This window comes from Fibrobacter sp. (assembly GCF_017545445.1).
Classification (GTDB): domain Bacteria; phylum Fibrobacterota; class Fibrobacteria; order Fibrobacterales; family Fibrobacteraceae; genus Fibrobacter.
On the sequence record NZ_JAFWOM010000141.1, the window covers coordinates 1 to 16045 of the forward strand.

Here is a 16045-nt window from a genome sequence, read left to right on the forward strand (position 1 = left end):
CCAAAGAAATTGAAGAATTTTATGATAAGGGCGGCCGCGTTTATGTGATGGCGCAGACGCTTGGCGGCGTGAACCGCTTGCGTGAAATTTTTGATGGCTTACCTGTCGAAGATTATTTTATCGGAAATTTAAGCGAAGGTTTTTGGCTCGAAGACGATAATGTCGCGTTCCTCACGGAATCAAGAATTTTAAATCGTCATGCAAATAAGGCTCGTAAGCACAAGATTGCGGGCTCGGTGACGAATGCGTTGATGGTGGAATCGCTCAATCGCGGTGACCTCGTGGCGCATGAAGACCACGGCATTGGCCGCTACTTGGGCCTTGTCCGCGTGGAAGTCAATGGCGGTATGGTCGATTGCGCGTTGCTGGAATACGATGGCGGCGACCGCTTGAAGTTCCCCGTGTCGGACTTGCAAAAGATTGAACGCCTCGACCGTTCGGACGATGTGGAAACGAAGCTCGACCGCCTCGGCAGCAAAACTTGGGAAAACATCAAGAAACGCGTCAAGGAAAAAGTTATCAAGATTGCTCGCGATCTCGTGGAACTTTATGCGAAACGCGAACTCGTCGAAGGTTTCGGCTTTCCGCCCGATGGCAACATGCAAAAGGAATTCGAGGAATCGTTCGAATACGATCCGACGCCAGACCAGCTCCGTGCAACAGCGGACATCAAGCGCGATATGGAAAGCCGCCGTCCGATGGACCGCCTCATTTGCGGAGACGTTGGCTTTGGAAAGACTGAAGTTGCGATGCGTGCGGCGTTCAAGTGTGTGGCCTCCAACAAGCAGGTGGCTATTCTCGTGCCGACGACGATTCTTGCGGCGCAACATTACGAGAATTTCTGCGAACGCTTTGCCGCTTATCCGGTCAACATCGCCTTGATGAACCGCTATAAGAGTGCCAAGGAAAAGAAGGAAATTTTCAAGCAGATTGCCGATGGTTCCGTGAACATAGTCGTCGGAACGCATGCGCTGTTGTCGAATAAGAGCGAGTTTAAGGACTTGGGACTTTTGATTATTGACGAAGAACAGAAGTTCGGCGTGAAGCAAAAAGAAAAGCTCCGCCAGTTCAGACTTTCTGTGGACACGCTCAGCATGAGTGCAACGCCGATTCCGCGCTCGTTGCATTTGAGCATGACGGGCGTTCGCGATATTTCGCTTATCAATACGCCGCCGATTAACCGTTTGCCGGTCGAAACAAAACTCATGCCGCGTGACGACGAGGTTTTGAAAAATGCGATTCTCGATGAACTTGCCCGTGGCGGTCAGGTGTTCGTGGTGAATGATCGCGTGCAGACGATTACCAAGCTCGCCGAAGAGATTGAGGCGATGGCTCCAGATGCAAAGGTTGCTGTAGCGCACGGCCAAATGGAAGATCACGAGCTTGAACGTGTGATGGACGCTTTCCTTTCGCGTAAGTTCGATATTCTCGTGAGTACAAGCATTATTGAATCTGGCTTGGATGTGCCGAATGCGAACACGATTATCATCATGAACGCACACCACTTTGGCATTAGCCAGCTTTACCAGATGCGTGGCCGTGTGGGCCGCAGTAGCGTCTTGGCGAAGGCGTTCCTCGTTATTCCGCAGCGTGGCGAAATCTCGCAGGAATCCATGCGCCGCCTCAAGGCTTTGGAACAGTTTACCGACCTCGGCAGCGGCTACCAGCTTGCGATGCGCGATCTTGAAATTCGCGGTGCCGGCAATTTGCTCGGCCAGGAACAGCACGGCTTTATTGCTGAAGTTGGCTTTGAAACGTATGTGCGCTTGGTGCGTGAAGCCGTTGAAATGCTCCGTGGCGGTGCTCTCGAAAAGCCAATACAACCGCGTGTGGAAATCGGCGTGGATGCGTACCTCCCCGAAGATTATGTGGAAGACGGCCTCACGCGAATCTCGCTGTACCAGCGCATTGCACGCATCACGTCGCAGGCGGATGTGCAGAACATCGAAAGCGAATTGCAGGACCGTTTTGGCCCTGTGCCGACTCCCGCGAAGATGCTTTTGCTCGTCACCGAACTTGGGCTGTTGGCAGGTCGTTTGCGTATCCAGGGGCTTGCGCTCCGCAAGGGCGTTATTGTGGCGACATTTGCTGAAACGCCGTCGCCGGACCCGCGTGTGCTTGGCGAAATCAGTAGCCTCTGCACTTGCAATATGCGTTACTTGGGAATGTCGCCGCTGCAAGCTGTGTTCGAAGTCGGTCGTGGGACTCCCGTGGAAATGGCGAAAAAAACGCTCGATGTGTTCCGCAATTTTGCAAGCATTCAGGTGCAGGCGGCAACCGTCCGTGCAGCGGACCCGTTACTCACGGCACTTGGTGTAGGCGGCTCGAACTGATTCCAATCGGCTCTCCAGTTCCGAGGCGCATTCTTCTGGTGTGTATTGCTCTGGATCCTTCCCCTCTGCGAGGGTCAGGATGACGGACTCTTTGCTGCTTGTCATCCCAGACTCGGCGCTACTTGTCATCCCGGACTCTTTGCTGCTTGTCATCCCGGACTCCGTTCCGGGATCAGTTGTAACATTATCAGCCGCGTTATTCCTACCGGTTTTTCCTTGCCCAAACGTTTCATCGGCATCCGTCTCAAAGAACACTCGTTCTTGCGGAATGTGTGGAATGGCGGCTGCGGTTGATTTCTTGCGGAAACAGTCCGCGTGCAGCGAAAAGAGCGCCCCGTAGGGGAGGGCTTTCTTCACAAAATTGACATCTCCGCCAAAGCGGTGGAAAATCGGGCGCGTTACTTCTTGTGACGGCGCTTTTGTGGCTCGATCGGTTAGAGCGTCGGACTCATAACCCGCCTCTACCAAAAGTTTCAGCACTCGCATGTAATCCCCGACGCAATGGATTTGCAGATCCCGCTTAAATTCCAAGGCTAGCTTTGCCTGTTCAAAAAATATGCGGTCCTGCATGCCATCCTCGTAACCCGGATATCGTTTGTCAATCCCAGCTTCTCCGACCATGGCGTGCTTGTCTTCTTCCAAGTGCGTCCGCAGTTTTGCTAGCATTTCGTCTGTGACTTGCTTGGCGATCATCGGGTGGATTCCGTATGACACTTTGAACGGCTTTAACCCCGAAGAAAATTCTTTTTTTAGCTGCGTAACGACTCGCCATTCCCAAGGTTCGCATGCAATGGCGATAAAATCGTAATTACGGTCCAAAAGCAGCTGCGTCAGTTGCCTTGCATGGGGGAGTCGGGCTATATGAATGTGAAAATCGAACATGCGTGCTTACTTTTTTCTTAAAATACATAGAAATCATGAGAAAATGAAAATTATTTGCTTGTTTTTTAATGAGAAAAAGCCTAATTTAAGTTTGTTGGTTTACCAACCTAATTTTATTGAACCCCTCATTAAAGGAGTCGCTATGCGCGATTTGCTAGAAAAAGCTCTGAATAAAGGTTTGTCTGTCAGCTTCACATCCGAGAACGGTTTTGATGTCATCCGTATTTCTTCCGGTAGCGATGTCGTTGCCAGTTGCAGTCTCGGTTCGTCGAGTTTCCGTGCTTCTGTCGAAGAATCGCTCCAGGCTCTTTTGCTAGACTTGGAACGCAAGGGATTCTAGTAGGGATTAGGTCTTAGGGGGTAGGGGTTAGGAATAAAATCGGCTAAGGTTGGTGCACTTCGGCAGGCTCAGTGACCTTTTGTCGAACCACGCGGCCCTGTTCAGATGCACGAAGTGCATGATTTTGTTCCTACAACCTATAACCTACAACCTGTTACCAATAACTTTTTAGCTGTAAACAAAAAGCCCCCGAATGGGGGCTTTTGCTTTTTAATGTTGTTTTATCTTAGTTTATACGTCCGATCAAGTTGCCGGAGAGCATGAAGTCTTTAGATGCACCGTAGCTGTGGAAACCTGCGGAGAGCGAGAAGCGGTCCGTGAGTGCCTTTTCGAGGTAGAGGGCTGCGAGAACGTCCTTGACATGCTTCGTCTTGAAGCTCATGAAGTCTTCGTGGTTGTTGCGGTCGCCGACGAATTCAGCTTCGAGAATCACACGGTCAACAGTCTTGAAGTTCATTTCGATGCCGCCAGTGATAGGAACAACGATGTCGTCGGAGAAGTCCATGAGAGCCACTTCGCCAAAGACGGTGAAGAAGTCTTGCACGACAGGCAGACGGAACTTGAACGAGGCGTTGTGCTTGACGATAGCGTCGCTATTATGAACCTTGTCGAAAATGTTGCAGCGGTAACCGAGCTGCATTTCAAGCGCTGGGAGACCGGAGAAGTCGTGGACATTGACTACGGCACGGAGGTCGCCTTGGTTGAGATGGGCTGCCTTGCTGATGAAGGAAAGCTCAAAGTCAAGGTTCTTGTTCGGAGTAATGCCAAATTCAAGTTGGTTTTCTGGGTCCTGCGTAGAAAGGAAACCACTGTTGTAACCATCGATATAGCCGCCGAAGTAGTCGCCGTTCTTGTCAGTATTGTCCCAACGACCGAGCTTGAAGCTGAATCGACCCTTGCTCTGGTAAGCCCATGCTTCGTCGAGAGAGAAGTAATCTTCTGCACCCTTCAGCTCATTGTTGTCGCTATCGGTCTTCAAGTCGCCGGGATAGAATGCGAAAGCGATTTTGCCCTTGAAGTTCTTTGTTTCCGCGAGAATGGCGAGATTGGCTTTGCCGTTCCACGTTTCGAGGTTGTCGGAGTTGTCGTCGTCTTCAGATGTCCAGAAAACCTTGCCTGCTTCGAGTTCGAAGTCCGCGTTGATGTCGAAATCAATCTGGTTCACGGAGAAAACCGCATTTTCGATCATTTTCTTTTTCTTGCGGTTCGTGGTGGATTCTTCTGCTGCTACAGTTTTTTCTGCCGGGGCTACTGCTACAGCGGGTTTTGCTGGGGCTGCTTTAGCGGGTTCAGCCTTGGCTGCAGGTTCGGCCTTGGCGACGGGTGCCGGTTCAGCGACGGTTGCTTGAGTTTCGACAGCCGGTGCCGGTGCTACGGCTTGTGGGGCTGCGTTTTCGGTCGCTGCATTGGCGTTTTCGGCCTCTGCAGCAAATACGGATGCCGCCAAAAGACATGTAGCAAGAAACATCTTATTCATTTGAGAATCTCCTTGATAAAAATCTATGTTAAATTTCTTGTTTAAATGTTAGTAAAAAACATTTAATCAAATTTTTTTCTACATATGAAGGCCATACTAATTTAATTTAAATATCCAAAATAGGAGACTGTTTTGAAAAAAATATTGTTGGTGGTGTTGGTGCTGTTGGTTTCGGGCTCTTTTGCCCAAATGAAATTGAATATATACAAGAAAATAGATGGCCAAATTGATGAAAATCGCCCGTTAGGGTATTTGATGTCTTCCGATGTTATCAAGGAACTTCCTATCCCGAAGGAACGCATCGAGCACGAAGACTTTATTGATGTCCAGGAAAAAGTCCGTGGGTCGAACGGCAAATACAAGACGGTCACCAAAAAGCAACGTGTCGTGACTTACGAAGAAATCGAACCGAAGGGCCCACCTCCATATGTTCCTATAAACTGCAAGTTTGGCGAGGTATGGGTCAAACGTTCGGACTTGGAACGTTTTAAGGTGGAGTACACAGACTTGAGCGGTGAGTATGTTTCTGAAACGGGTCGCGTTGTCTTGAAAAGCACACCCAGCAATGCCAGTCGCTTCAACATTGTTATCCAGAACGGCAAGGACGATGACGTCGCCGAAATCGAAATGGGCAATCTTGAAAAGAAGAACATCAATGGTCATGCACGCTTTGTTTATAAGGAAGAAGGCTGTGCTGTGGGTGTCGATGTGTTCAACCGCGTGGTGAGGGTGGCCCAGCATGGTTGCGAAGATTACAATGTCGGAGGATATACGCTTGCCGGCAACTATCCGACATTCAAGGGCAACAATCGCACCATCGAAACGTTTGATTTGCAATCCTATTCGTTCTCTTATCCGCAATATTTGTGGTGTGCAAGTGGCTTTGATACTTGCGAGCCGCTGAAAGATGAACATGGTGTCGTGAACATCACGTGGAGCAAGGATGGTCATGGGACGATTGAACGCAAGGCTGGTAACTCGGTGCATACGTATCGAGCCATGGAACGTGTGATTCCGCACAAACGAGATTATTATATGGGCGAAAAGCCGATTGCGATCAAGACCAAGCGCACGGATATGAGCGGTGAATGGATGAACTGGTATTTCTATCCGCGAGCAGGCCGTTTCAAGATGATGCGTTCTGGACAACGTTATGACGCCGCCTATATGGAAATTTACGAACCCGTCAAAGATGATTAAACGATGGTAAAATCGATTGAACAGAGCCGTATTTTGTTTTTGGATTCGGGGCCGCTTGTCCGGCTCCTCCAGATGCATCCTGACTACTATCCAGTTGTTTCGGGTGTGCTGGATGGTGTCTATGAGAACAACGTACAGGTTCTAGTTTCGTCGGTGACTTTATTTGAGATTTGCAAAAAGGCGTTTAGTGCAAACGACAGCGTTTTGGCGAGGCAGTACCGCGAGTTTTTCGAGAAGTCTGCGAACGTGCGTCTTTGCGAAGTGAATGCCGATGTTTCTTTAAAAGCGGCGGAAATATTTGCCGCTGCATCCCGCACGAATCACAAGTTGACGGAGAACGAGTCTTTGCGCCTTGCGACTGCTTTTGTGAACGGCGCGGACTGCATCCTCACGGAATGCTCAAATTTCCGCGATGCGACGGATGTTTTAGTAGTAACGCTAGAAGAGCTGTGAGCGGTATAGGTATCAGGTTACAGGTATCAGGTATTAGGTAGATAATCGCGGCTTCGCCGCCTTTTTCATCTAATATAGGCATCAAGAGTTGTCATCCTGGAGGGGTGTGCAACGGACCGATAGGATCCAAAGCTTCTTACTTCTTATAGCCCCCAAACCACTAATCACTAATCACTAACCACTGCCTACTGTCTACTGTCTACTTCCTACTTCCTACTTCCTACTTCCATCTCTCTCGTCTAAAATCACACCGGCGTTTTGCTCTTTTCGCCGGCGATTTCGCGGACCAGCTTAGGCACTTGATAGCCGGGGAGCTTGGTGCGGATTTGCGCGATGAGTTCTCGGGCACGTTCGTCGCTGACTTCAAAATGGGCGACGCCTTTCGCATGGTCGAGCTGGTGCAAGTAGTAGGGGAGCACTCCTTGCTCGAATAGCCTGCGGCTCAGGTTTTCAAGAGTCTGTGCGTCATCGTTCACGCCTTTCAAAAGAACGCTCTGGTTCAAAAGCGTCCAACCACTGAATTTAAGTTGTGCGAAAATGGCAGCGGATTCTTCGTCGAGTTCGTCGGGATGGTTCACGTGTACTACGAGAACGCAGTTGAATCGTGCCGGCAGTTCACGGAGCATTTCAAAATGCTGCATCACGAGGTCCGGTCGCATAATTGGGAGGCGCGTGTGGATGCGGAGCGTCGTCACAGACGGGTGGAATGCGATGGCTTCTACGAGGTCGCGGAAAGGTCCCGGCCCAAGCGTGAGCGGGTCTCCGCCCGAGAGGATGATTTCCCAGATGTTCGTATGGACGTCGAGCCAGTTCGAAACTTCATTTGCGATATTCTGTGTGTCCTGGAAAGGGTAGTTCCGCCTAAAGCAGAATCGGCAACGCACACCGCAAGTCGAAGTTGAAACGATAAGGGCGCGGTTTTCGTACTTTTGCAGAATGCATTCTGACTTGCCCGCAGGGAGGTCGCCAACGGGATCATCGACGAATCCTGGAGCATCCTTGAGTTCATCTGTAACAGGTAGAACCTCGCGTAGCAGTTTGGCGGGCTCGCTCGATTTTTGGATGAGGTCGGCGTAGTGCTTGGAACAGTTGAAGGCAAACGAGGGACTTTGGTCGAGGTTTGTTTGCATTTCGCTTGTCAAACCTGTAAAATCTTTGCCTAAATAGTCTAAAAATTCAGAAATATGCGTGAAAGTTTTAACAGAATTGTCCATTATATTGCTAAATTTAGAATCAAAATCAACAAGAGGATAATATGGGTACTGTAAGCACCAACGAATTCCGTAAAAAATTGAAAATCATGGTTGATGGTCAGCCGTACGAAATCATCGAAAACCAGTTTGTGAAGCCGGGTAAGGGTCAGGCTTTCAACCGCGTTCGTATCAAGAACTTGGTGACTGGCCGTACTCTCGAACGCACTTGGAAGAGCGGTGACACGGTGGAAGAAGCTGATGTGACCTACACCGAAATGACTTACCTCTACAACGACGGTTCTACTTGGTACTTCTTGGACAACACCACTCAGGAAACGATGGAAATTGCCAAGGAAGCTCTCAATGGCTGCGAAGTTTGGCTCCTCGACGGCGCTACTGTCGAAGTGACTTGGTGGAAGGACCCGAAAACTCAGGCTACACTTCCGATCGAAGTTATCCCGCCGACATTCGTTGACTTGATGATCGTTGACGCTCCTCCGGCAGTTCAGGGCAACACCAGCGGTAACGTGATGCGTGAAGCTACTCTCGAAACTGGCGCCAAGGTGATGATTCCGCTCTTCATCGAAAACAACACCAAGATCCGCGTCGATACTCGTGATGGTTCCTACCTCGAACGCGCTAAGTAATAGATAACTGTAATCTCAAAAGAGATTGAATAGGTCCTCGGTTTAAAAACCGAGGATTTTTTACATTTCTCACGACAAAATTTTCTACTTTAATATTATGATTAAGAAAATAGTTCTATCACTGCTTTTTGCGGCTGCATTCGTGTTTGCCGCAGACCCGATCACCATCGAAGGGCGTTTGACCGAAATTCCGGGAAAAATGCCTAGCAATGACTTGTACAGTTACGTCTATGTATTCAAGTACAAGGTTCAGAAGGTGGTTTCGGGCAAGCTCGACGCGAAGGAAATTCTCGTCGGAGTCTATAATCCGTTGATTGCTCGCGGCAAGGTCAAAGACAAAATGGCCGACAAGTCCAAGGGCAACGTAGGGGAATTCAAAGCCAAAGCGAAGCATACGCTCAAGCTCGTTCCGCTCGAAGGTAACTGGGACGGAGCCGTCGAAGACGAATACTTTGACAACGAAGGCCCAAGATATCTGGCCGTGGAAGTGAATGAGTAATTAGACGAAAGAACGGGCTTCGCCCTACAGACTAGAGACGAAAGAGTAATAATGGCGCTTCGCGCAAGATTAGAAAATTTCGTTTCTCGCCTTAGGTTGTCGCTCAATAGCTAATTTTTAAGTAACAATGCAACTATCTCTTGCCTCTCGTTTCATGAAACCTTCTCTCGTCTCTCGTCTTTCGTCTCTCGTCTAAAATGGTTTTCTCTTCCCAGATCTTCTTGTTCTACTTCTTGCCGACTTTCTTGGTGGGCTATTTTGTGCTGCTGCGGGCCGGGGTTCGTCATTCGGGCCTGAATTTTTTCATCACGATTTTCAGTTACATCTTTTACGGTTGGCTGGAGCCGTGGCTTATTTTCTTGATGTTCGGTTCCACGCTGGTGGTGTATATTTCGGGGCGCTTCATTTCGCAACCGGGGGCAAGCCAGTTCCAACGGAAGACGGCTTTGTGGACGGCGATCGCGATTAACCTTGGAGCGCTTGGGTTCTTCAAGTATTACATGTTCCTCATGGGTGGCTTGAATTCTGTCATCGAAAAATTTGGTGGCGAGCCGTTTTCTATAATGACGGTGCTTTTGCCGGTGGGGATTTCTTTTTACACGTTCCAGTCCATGAGTTATGCGATTGACGTTTATCGCGGTTCGGCCCCTCCGGTCAAGGATTTTGCGACATTTGCATGCTATGTGGCGTTGTTCCCGCAGCTTGTGGCTGGGCCGATTGTGCGTTACAATACGGTTGCCGAAGAGCTGGAATCAAGAACGCATACGGTTGAAAACTTTGTTCGTGGAATGGTGTTCTTTTGTTTTGGCTTTGCCGAAAAGATTTTCCTTGCGAATCAGGTAGGGATCATTGCGGACCGTGTGTTCGCTGCTGATGCGCCGGGTGTCCTTAATAGCTGGTGGGGCGCTTTGGCGTATATGTTCCAGATATACTTTGATTTCTCGGCGTACTCCAACATGGCGATTGGCCTTGGTCTTATGATCGGGTTCCATTTTCCGCGAAATTTCAATGGACCGTACCGTTCCGGGAGCATCACGGAGTTTTGGAAAAAGTGGCACATTTCGCTAACGAGTTGGTTGCGTGATTATCTTTACATTTCGCTTGGCGGAAACCGCGTGGGCGTAAAGCGCTTGTATCTTAATTTGTTCTTAGTGATGTTTGCTAGCGGTGTGTGGCATGGCGCGAATTGGACGTTCATTTGTTGGGGCTTGTACCATGCGTTCTTTATGATTGCAGAACGCGCGAACAACAAGAACGCTTTGTATTACAAGGCTCCGCGTGTGGTGCAGATTCTCCTGACGCAGGTGATTGTGCTGTTTGGCTGGGTGCTGTTCCGTGCTGATAACATTGGCGAGGCGTGGCGTATGTGGAAGGCGATGCTTGGGCTTATGCCGGTGAGCGCTTTCGATGGTGTGCTCTCGGCGGAAATTTTCACACCGACGACGATAACGTTCATGGTTCTTGCGTCGTTACTTTCGTTCTGGCGGTTCCGCAGTTTTGACTGGTGTGATCGAATTTCGCTTAAGAAGGCGTTTATTGCTCTTGGATTGTTTATCCTTGCAACGCTTGCACTCTTTACCCAAAGCTACAACCCGTTCCTTTATTTCCAGTTTTAGCGGCGTAGCCGCAGTTGACAGTGGTTAGTAAACAGTGGTTAGTAAACAGGATTGCTTATTAAAACGTTCTTATTACATTCCTAACCACCAACCACTAACCACTTGCATTTCTTCTTGCATTACGCTCACACCCCAAAGCAGCTGAAGGCTGCGACCTCATAGCCCATACCCCTCACACCTGTTTACTATATTATAATCCATGAAAAATGGTTTAAATAAGTTATTCTTTTTGCTTGCGTTAGTGGCGGGTGTTGCTTTTGCGGATCCGATTCCAACGGAGGCCTTGACGCAGGGTGGGCTTGTGATGCGTGATCGCCAGCTCCGCGATATCGGTCTTGTGATGCGCGGTGGGCGAGGCGGCTTTGTCGATATAGGTTATACTTACACGCCGTCGTCTGAGCAGTTGCAATTAAGGAGCCAATACGGGGTCCACAATGGTTATGCGTTCAGGCACCATTATGGCATTTTCGGGAGCTGGGTACTGGATTCGATTTCGCATTTCGGGTTCCTTACGTGGTTTGATCGTGCCGGTTGGGATTCGCAGGACTTTTTCTTCTTCCCGCATTACGGTAAGTTTGCTCATATATCTTCGGCGTTCACTTGGGGCTTTTCTTACACGAATACAAAGCTCGACTATACTGCGGCCATCGGTATGCAACACCAAAATTTGGAATTGGCTGGTTCACGAGTTTATCCGAATGAAAGTGATTCGTTGTTGTTTTACTGGGCTCACGCACGTTTCAAGAACGTGAGCTTTCAGGGGAGTTTCTATCGTGGAACGTTCCAGACGCTTCGTATTTCGTTGGACCTTGAATCCCGAGAACTATATGGTGGCACTGGAAGCGGCTTTAAAACGTATTTGCCAAATTTGAATGCGACAATTTATCGCCGTAAAACAAACGGTGATGACGATAACTTTATTCGTTTGAATTGGGAACAAAATCTTTATAAACAAATTTTATATTCTGATGTGACGTTTGATTTCCCGGATGGTGGGTTCCATTCTGCAATTTTGAAATATTATCCGGACCCGTCTCGAATGGTTGCTTTTGAAGCATCTTGCTTGCGTCGTAATGAACCGGGCGGCTCCAGAGATTTGCTTTGGGGTGGCGCTATAGACTTTCTCTTTATCCGCCTTGGTTATAATTCTGCATTTGATTATGACAATATGTTCCGAGCCAAAGGAACTCTTATTGCTGAAATTAAGTTCCAAATTGGTTCTGTTGAACGTAATTTCTTTGGTCGAGGTGCTGCGAAGGCCGCTCCCATGGAAACGACTCAAAGTCGGTTTGATTTGAAAAAATTCATGAAGGATCGTGCTGAACAAAATCAGGGTCAACCGACGATTGATGCTCAAGGAAACAAAGTCATTCATGCGAAGGGTATTCGCTATGAAAAGGCCGACGCTGTGGAAACGACTTCTAGCGAAGGGGGTAACTAATGAAATTTTTGCGTTTATTCTTTTGTCTAGTAGTGTTCGCCTTGACGGCTTGCATGAGCCATTTGTTCATTGATACATCAACTCGTTTGCAGGTCGAAAATAAAACGGACGTCACGATTTTGGGACTCGATGTTGTATCGGATGATGGTTCATCTGTAAGCCCGTGGATTCGTGATTCGATTGAACCGGGCGAAAAAAGCAAGGTTGTCGAAGCCGATTGGGTTGGAACTTTCCGCGTGAGAGTTCGTTGGGCGAAAAGTGTAATTCAAGAGAACAATTGTGAATCAGTTTTGGCGAAAGAGGCCTCTGATCGAAAAGAAACAGATGTAAAAATAAGCAAACCAAGTGTTACTGATTGCGTAGTACACTGGGATGACAAGTCTTATGCCGAATTAGATTTCGAAGGCGGCAGCCAGTACCTCGTAGTCTCGCAAGACGAAGACAAATCCGTGCAGTTTAAGTTTAAGTAGGTGTTAGGAAGTGATTAGTAAACAGGAATGAATTTAGTGGTTAGTAAACAGTGGTTAGTAAACAGGAATGTAAAAGGAACGTTCTTATTACAATCCTAACCACTAAGAGCGTGCCAAATGAGTGACGCAAAAATAAGCTTGCTTATTTTTATGTCCGAATGCAGCCGCGGACGTCGAAGACGTCAATCACTAACCACTTTTAATTCACATCCCTAACCACAAACCACCAACCACTAACCACTTCTTACTTTTTTACTAAATTTCTACTCAGTGCAGATAACTAAGTTAAAGATTTTTGGTTTTAAATCCTTCGCGCAGAGGACTGAAATTAACTTCCCGACGAAGGGTCTTACGGCGGTTGTGGGGCCGAACGGCTGTGGCAAGTCCAATATTACGGACGCTATCCGCTGGGTGCTTGGCGAACAGAAGGCCGCCGCTTTGCGTATGGGCAAAATGCAAGACGTTATCTTCAGCGGTACCGAAGAACGTGCCGCCATGAGTCTTGCCGAAGTTTCCATTGTGATTGATAACAGCGATGGAACGCTTGCTTCTGATTATTCCGAAGTCATTGTGACGCGCCGTGTGCACCGCGATGGTTCGGGTGAATACCTCATCAATAACCAGGAATGCCGTTTGCGTGATGTTCACGCCTTGCTCTTTGACTCGGGTCTTGGTTCCAGTACGTATTCGCAGATGAACGCCGACATGATCAAGGCGGTTCTTTCGGACAAGGCGGACGACCGCCGTGTGCTTTTTGAAGAAGCCGCCGGCGTGAGCAAGTATAAGCAGCAGCGCAAGGAAACGCGCCGCCAGCTCGAACGCGTGCAGATGGACATGGAACGTGTTGAAGACAACTTGCGCAGCGTGCGCCGTTCTGTCCGTCTTTATGAAACTCAGGCCGAAAAGGTCAATGCTTACAAAAAATTGAATACACGCCTCCGTGAACTCGATTTGTCTGTCAGTTTGGACAAGTTTGATGATTACAAGGAAGGCTTGGCTACGCTGGATACAACGACCAAGCGCATGAACCACGAAGTGGAATCTTCCAAGACGAAGGCAACGGAACTTCAAGCAAAGATTGAAGAAAAGAAGCTTGCCATTAGCGAAGACGAAAATGCTTACCGTGACTTGGAACGTGAAGTTCAGGCGGCGACGATTGCGTTGAACGACTTGAACAACAACATCATGCGTTTGCGCGATTCCATGTCGGGCCTCCAGTCTTCGAACGAAAAGGCGCAAAGCGAAATTGAACGCAGCGAACAGAAGTCGCAGGAACTCTCCGAAGAAAAGGCCCGCCTCGAAGAAGAAATTGCCGTTCTCGGTAGCGAAAACGACATGGACGAGCTGAATGCACTTTTGGAACGCGAACGCGAAACGCTCCAGGTCATGCGTGACAAGGTGGATGATTTGCGTACGCAGTCTCGTGAACTTTCGAACGAACGTTTGCAGGTGACGAACCGCGTGAACTCCCTTCGCGGACGCTTTGAACGCATGGATGCCGAAGTCAACATGCTCCAGTCGAACATCGCGAAGTGGCAGACCGAAATCGAAGGTCTCGACAAGCAAAAGTCCGATGCCGAAGCGAACATCGCCGAAATCCAGGCGGGCATCGAAGACACGAATCGCGAAATCGAAAATCTCGAAGAACAGCGCGCCACGCGTGAAGAACGCTTGGAATCTGAACGCGCTGAACTCACCGAAGCGCAACAGAAGTTGCAGGGCTTAAAGAACGAAGAAGCTCGCTTGCAGTCGAGAATCGACGTGCTCCAGAGCGTGATGAACGAAGCTTCGGATGCAAACCGTTACCTCAAGGAAAACAAGGCGAACCTCATTGGCGGTCTTGTTTCGGAACGCATCGAGGCAACGCCGGAATATGCATCGAGCGTCGAAGCCGCTCTCGGTGAAATTCTGGATTCTGTTGTCGTGAATGGCGACAGTGCCGTGAACGAAATTGTAGATGCGCTCAAGAGCGAAAATGTGGGCAAGGTGCTCATGTCGCTTGTTTCGAGTGCGGCTCCTGCTTACGACAAGCCGGTGAACAATCCGGGTGTTGTCGGTTCGCTCAAAGATTTTGTGAAGACGGACGACGAGGTTTCTCCGTGGCTTTCGGGTATTCTCTCTCGCTATTTTGTTGTAGATTCTTTACAGACTGCGCTCAACTTGGCGAAGGAATACCGTGGCGAAAACTTGAATTTTGTTACTGCCGATACGATTGTGCGTACAAGCGGCCTTGTGTCGTTTGGCGTTTCCACGTCGGGCGCGCTCTCCCGCAAAAACGAAATTGCAGATGCCGAAGCACTGTTAGAGAAGGTGCTTGGCGACATTTCTGCCGGCGAAGAAAATGTGGATCGCTTGCGTGAATTGACTGAAGAAGATGCTCAAATGCTCTCGTCCTTGGTTGATGAAATTCGCGAAAAACGCGATTCTCTGCGTGGTGGCGATGCTTCTATCCGCATCCACCGGAATACGGTTGAAAACTGCACCCGTCGCTTGACTCAGCTGAATAGCGAAGTGACGAACGCTCAGAATAGAATTGATGCGGCGGCACAGTCCAAGAACAGCGATGCGGAACTTGCCGAAGCCGAAACCGAAGTCGAAAAGGTCGAAGAACGTTACCAGACGATTTCGGACCAGCTGGGCGAAAACGAGACGATGCTCCGCGAAAAAGAAGAAGATGTCCGCGAACTCGAACGCAGTGCGCAAGACAAGACTTCTCGCCTCAAGCAGAATCAGAACCGTGTGGTCGCCATTGTCGATCAGATGGAATTCTTGGACAACACGATTCGCAACCGCCGTGAAGAAATTGAAAAGAATACGGTTTCGATTGAAAAGTTCGAGACGGATTGCAACAAGCTTGCTGACGAAGCTCAAGTGAAAGATAACGCACTCCGTGAACTTGAACGCAACCGCGATCTTGCTCGTGAACGCTATGACCTCGTGAGTGGCGACCTTGAAGGATGGCGCGACGAAGTGAACCGCCTCCGCGACGACATGATTGAAAAGATGAAGGAACTGAATGACGTTGGCCGTCGTCAGGAATCCCTCCAGAACAATCTCGACCGTCTCCGCGAACGCATCACGAACGAATGGTCCGTCGATCTTGATAATCCTGAGAACGTTGAACGTGTGGAATACACGCAGCCCGAAGCCGACCGCGAAATCCGTGAACTCCGCGGCAAAATCAAGGAACTTGGGCCGATCAACATCAACGTGATGGAAGATTACGAAGACGAAAAGAAACGCCTCGAAGAAGTCGAAAAACAGTTCGATGACCTCGACCGCGCCCGCGCATCGCTTGACCGCACCATCACAAAGCTTGACGACATTGCCCGCCAGCGCTACCTCGATACGTTTGCACGCATCCAGAAGAACTTCCAGTTCGTGTTCAGTAAGCTGTTCCTCAATGGCGAAACCAAGATGAGCCTCGTCGAGAAAGTCGATGAAATGGGCAAGCCCATGGACATTCTCGATGCCGATATCGAAATCAACGTCCG

Annotated in this window: 13 protein-coding genes; 10 read left to right on the forward strand and 3 right to left on the reverse strand. The window is 49.1% G+C overall.

Going from position 1 to position 16045, the window contains the following annotated elements:
- Positions 1 to 2333: transcription-repair coupling factor (gene mfd / locus IKG78_RS16675; RefSeq protein WP_290945569.1), on the forward strand; the 2333-nt coding region annotated here is incomplete at its 5' end.
- Here mfd and IKG78_RS16680 read toward each other — a convergent pair.
- Positions 2298 to 3215, reverse strand: coding sequence for a TatD family hydrolase (locus tag IKG78_RS16680; protein ID WP_290945570.1), 918 nt, complete (start codon positions 3213 to 3215; stop codon positions 2298 to 2300). The genes mfd and IKG78_RS16680 overlap by 36 nt on opposite strands.
- A 142-nt stretch (positions 3216 to 3357) precedes the next feature.
- Between IKG78_RS16680 and IKG78_RS16685 the strand changes: the two genes are divergently transcribed.
- Positions 3358 to 3555 carry a hypothetical protein gene (locus tag IKG78_RS16685; RefSeq protein ID WP_290945572.1) on the forward strand — a complete coding sequence of 66 codons (198 nt, stop codon included), beginning with the start codon at positions 3358 to 3360 and terminating at the stop codon, positions 3553 to 3555.
- A 226-nt stretch (positions 3556 to 3781) separates the two neighbouring features.
- Here the strand turns inward: IKG78_RS16685 and IKG78_RS16690 are convergent, their stop codons facing one another.
- On the reverse strand, positions 3782 to 5032 hold the full coding sequence (locus tag IKG78_RS16690; protein ID WP_290945574.1) for a hypothetical protein: 1251 nt from the start codon (positions 5030 to 5032) through the stop codon (positions 3782 to 3784).
- A 132-nt stretch (positions 5033 to 5164) separates the two neighbouring features.
- On the opposite strand from IKG78_RS16690, the gene IKG78_RS16695 reads away from it, so the two are divergent.
- Entirely contained in the window at positions 5165 to 6232 is a 1068-nt protein-coding gene (locus tag IKG78_RS16695) for a hypothetical protein (RefSeq protein ID WP_290945576.1), read from the forward strand.
- Between the two features lie 3 nt (positions 6233 to 6235).
- On the forward strand, positions 6236 to 6685 hold the full coding sequence (locus IKG78_RS16700; protein ID WP_290945578.1) for a PIN domain-containing protein: 450 nt from the start codon (positions 6236 to 6238) through the stop codon (positions 6683 to 6685).
- Positions 6686 to 6930: 245 nt separating this feature from the next.
- Here IKG78_RS16700 and IKG78_RS16705 read toward each other — a convergent pair whose 3' ends face one another.
- Positions 6931 to 7899 (reverse strand): KamA family radical SAM protein, encoded by a 969-nt coding sequence (locus tag IKG78_RS16705; protein WP_290945580.1) that lies wholly within the window; start codon positions 7897 to 7899, stop codon positions 6931 to 6933.
- 41 nt (positions 7900 to 7940) lie between these two features.
- Between IKG78_RS16705 and efp the strand changes: the two genes are divergently transcribed.
- From efp to smc, 6 genes are all read left to right on the forward strand, one after another.
- Positions 7941 to 8525, forward strand: coding sequence for an elongation factor P (gene efp / locus IKG78_RS16710; RefSeq protein WP_173802042.1), 585 nt, complete (start codon positions 7941 to 7943; stop codon positions 8523 to 8525).
- 97 nt (positions 8526 to 8622) lie between these two features.
- Entirely contained in the window at positions 8623 to 9024 is a 402-nt protein-coding gene (locus IKG78_RS16715; RefSeq protein WP_290945583.1) for a hypothetical protein, read from the forward strand.
- A 197-nt stretch (positions 9025 to 9221) separates the two neighbouring features.
- Positions 9222 to 10640: an MBOAT family O-acyltransferase gene (locus tag IKG78_RS16720; RefSeq protein WP_290945585.1), complete on the forward strand. Its 1419-nt coding sequence runs from the start codon at positions 9222 to 9224 to the stop codon at positions 10638 to 10640.
- Between the two features lie 199 nt (positions 10641 to 10839).
- Positions 10840 to 12081: a hypothetical protein gene (locus tag IKG78_RS16725; RefSeq protein WP_290945587.1), complete on the forward strand. Its 1242-nt coding sequence runs from the start codon at positions 10840 to 10842 to the stop codon at positions 12079 to 12081.
- Positions 12081 to 12551: a hypothetical protein gene (locus IKG78_RS16730; protein ID WP_290945589.1), complete on the forward strand. Its 471-nt coding sequence runs from the start codon at positions 12081 to 12083 to the stop codon at positions 12549 to 12551. The genes IKG78_RS16725 and IKG78_RS16730 overlap by 1 nt, the downstream gene beginning before the upstream one ends.
- A 270-nt stretch (positions 12552 to 12821) precedes the next feature.
- Positions 12822 to 16045 (forward strand): chromosome segregation protein SMC (gene smc, locus IKG78_RS16735; RefSeq protein ID WP_290945591.1); only part of this gene is annotated, 3224 nt, incomplete at its 3' end.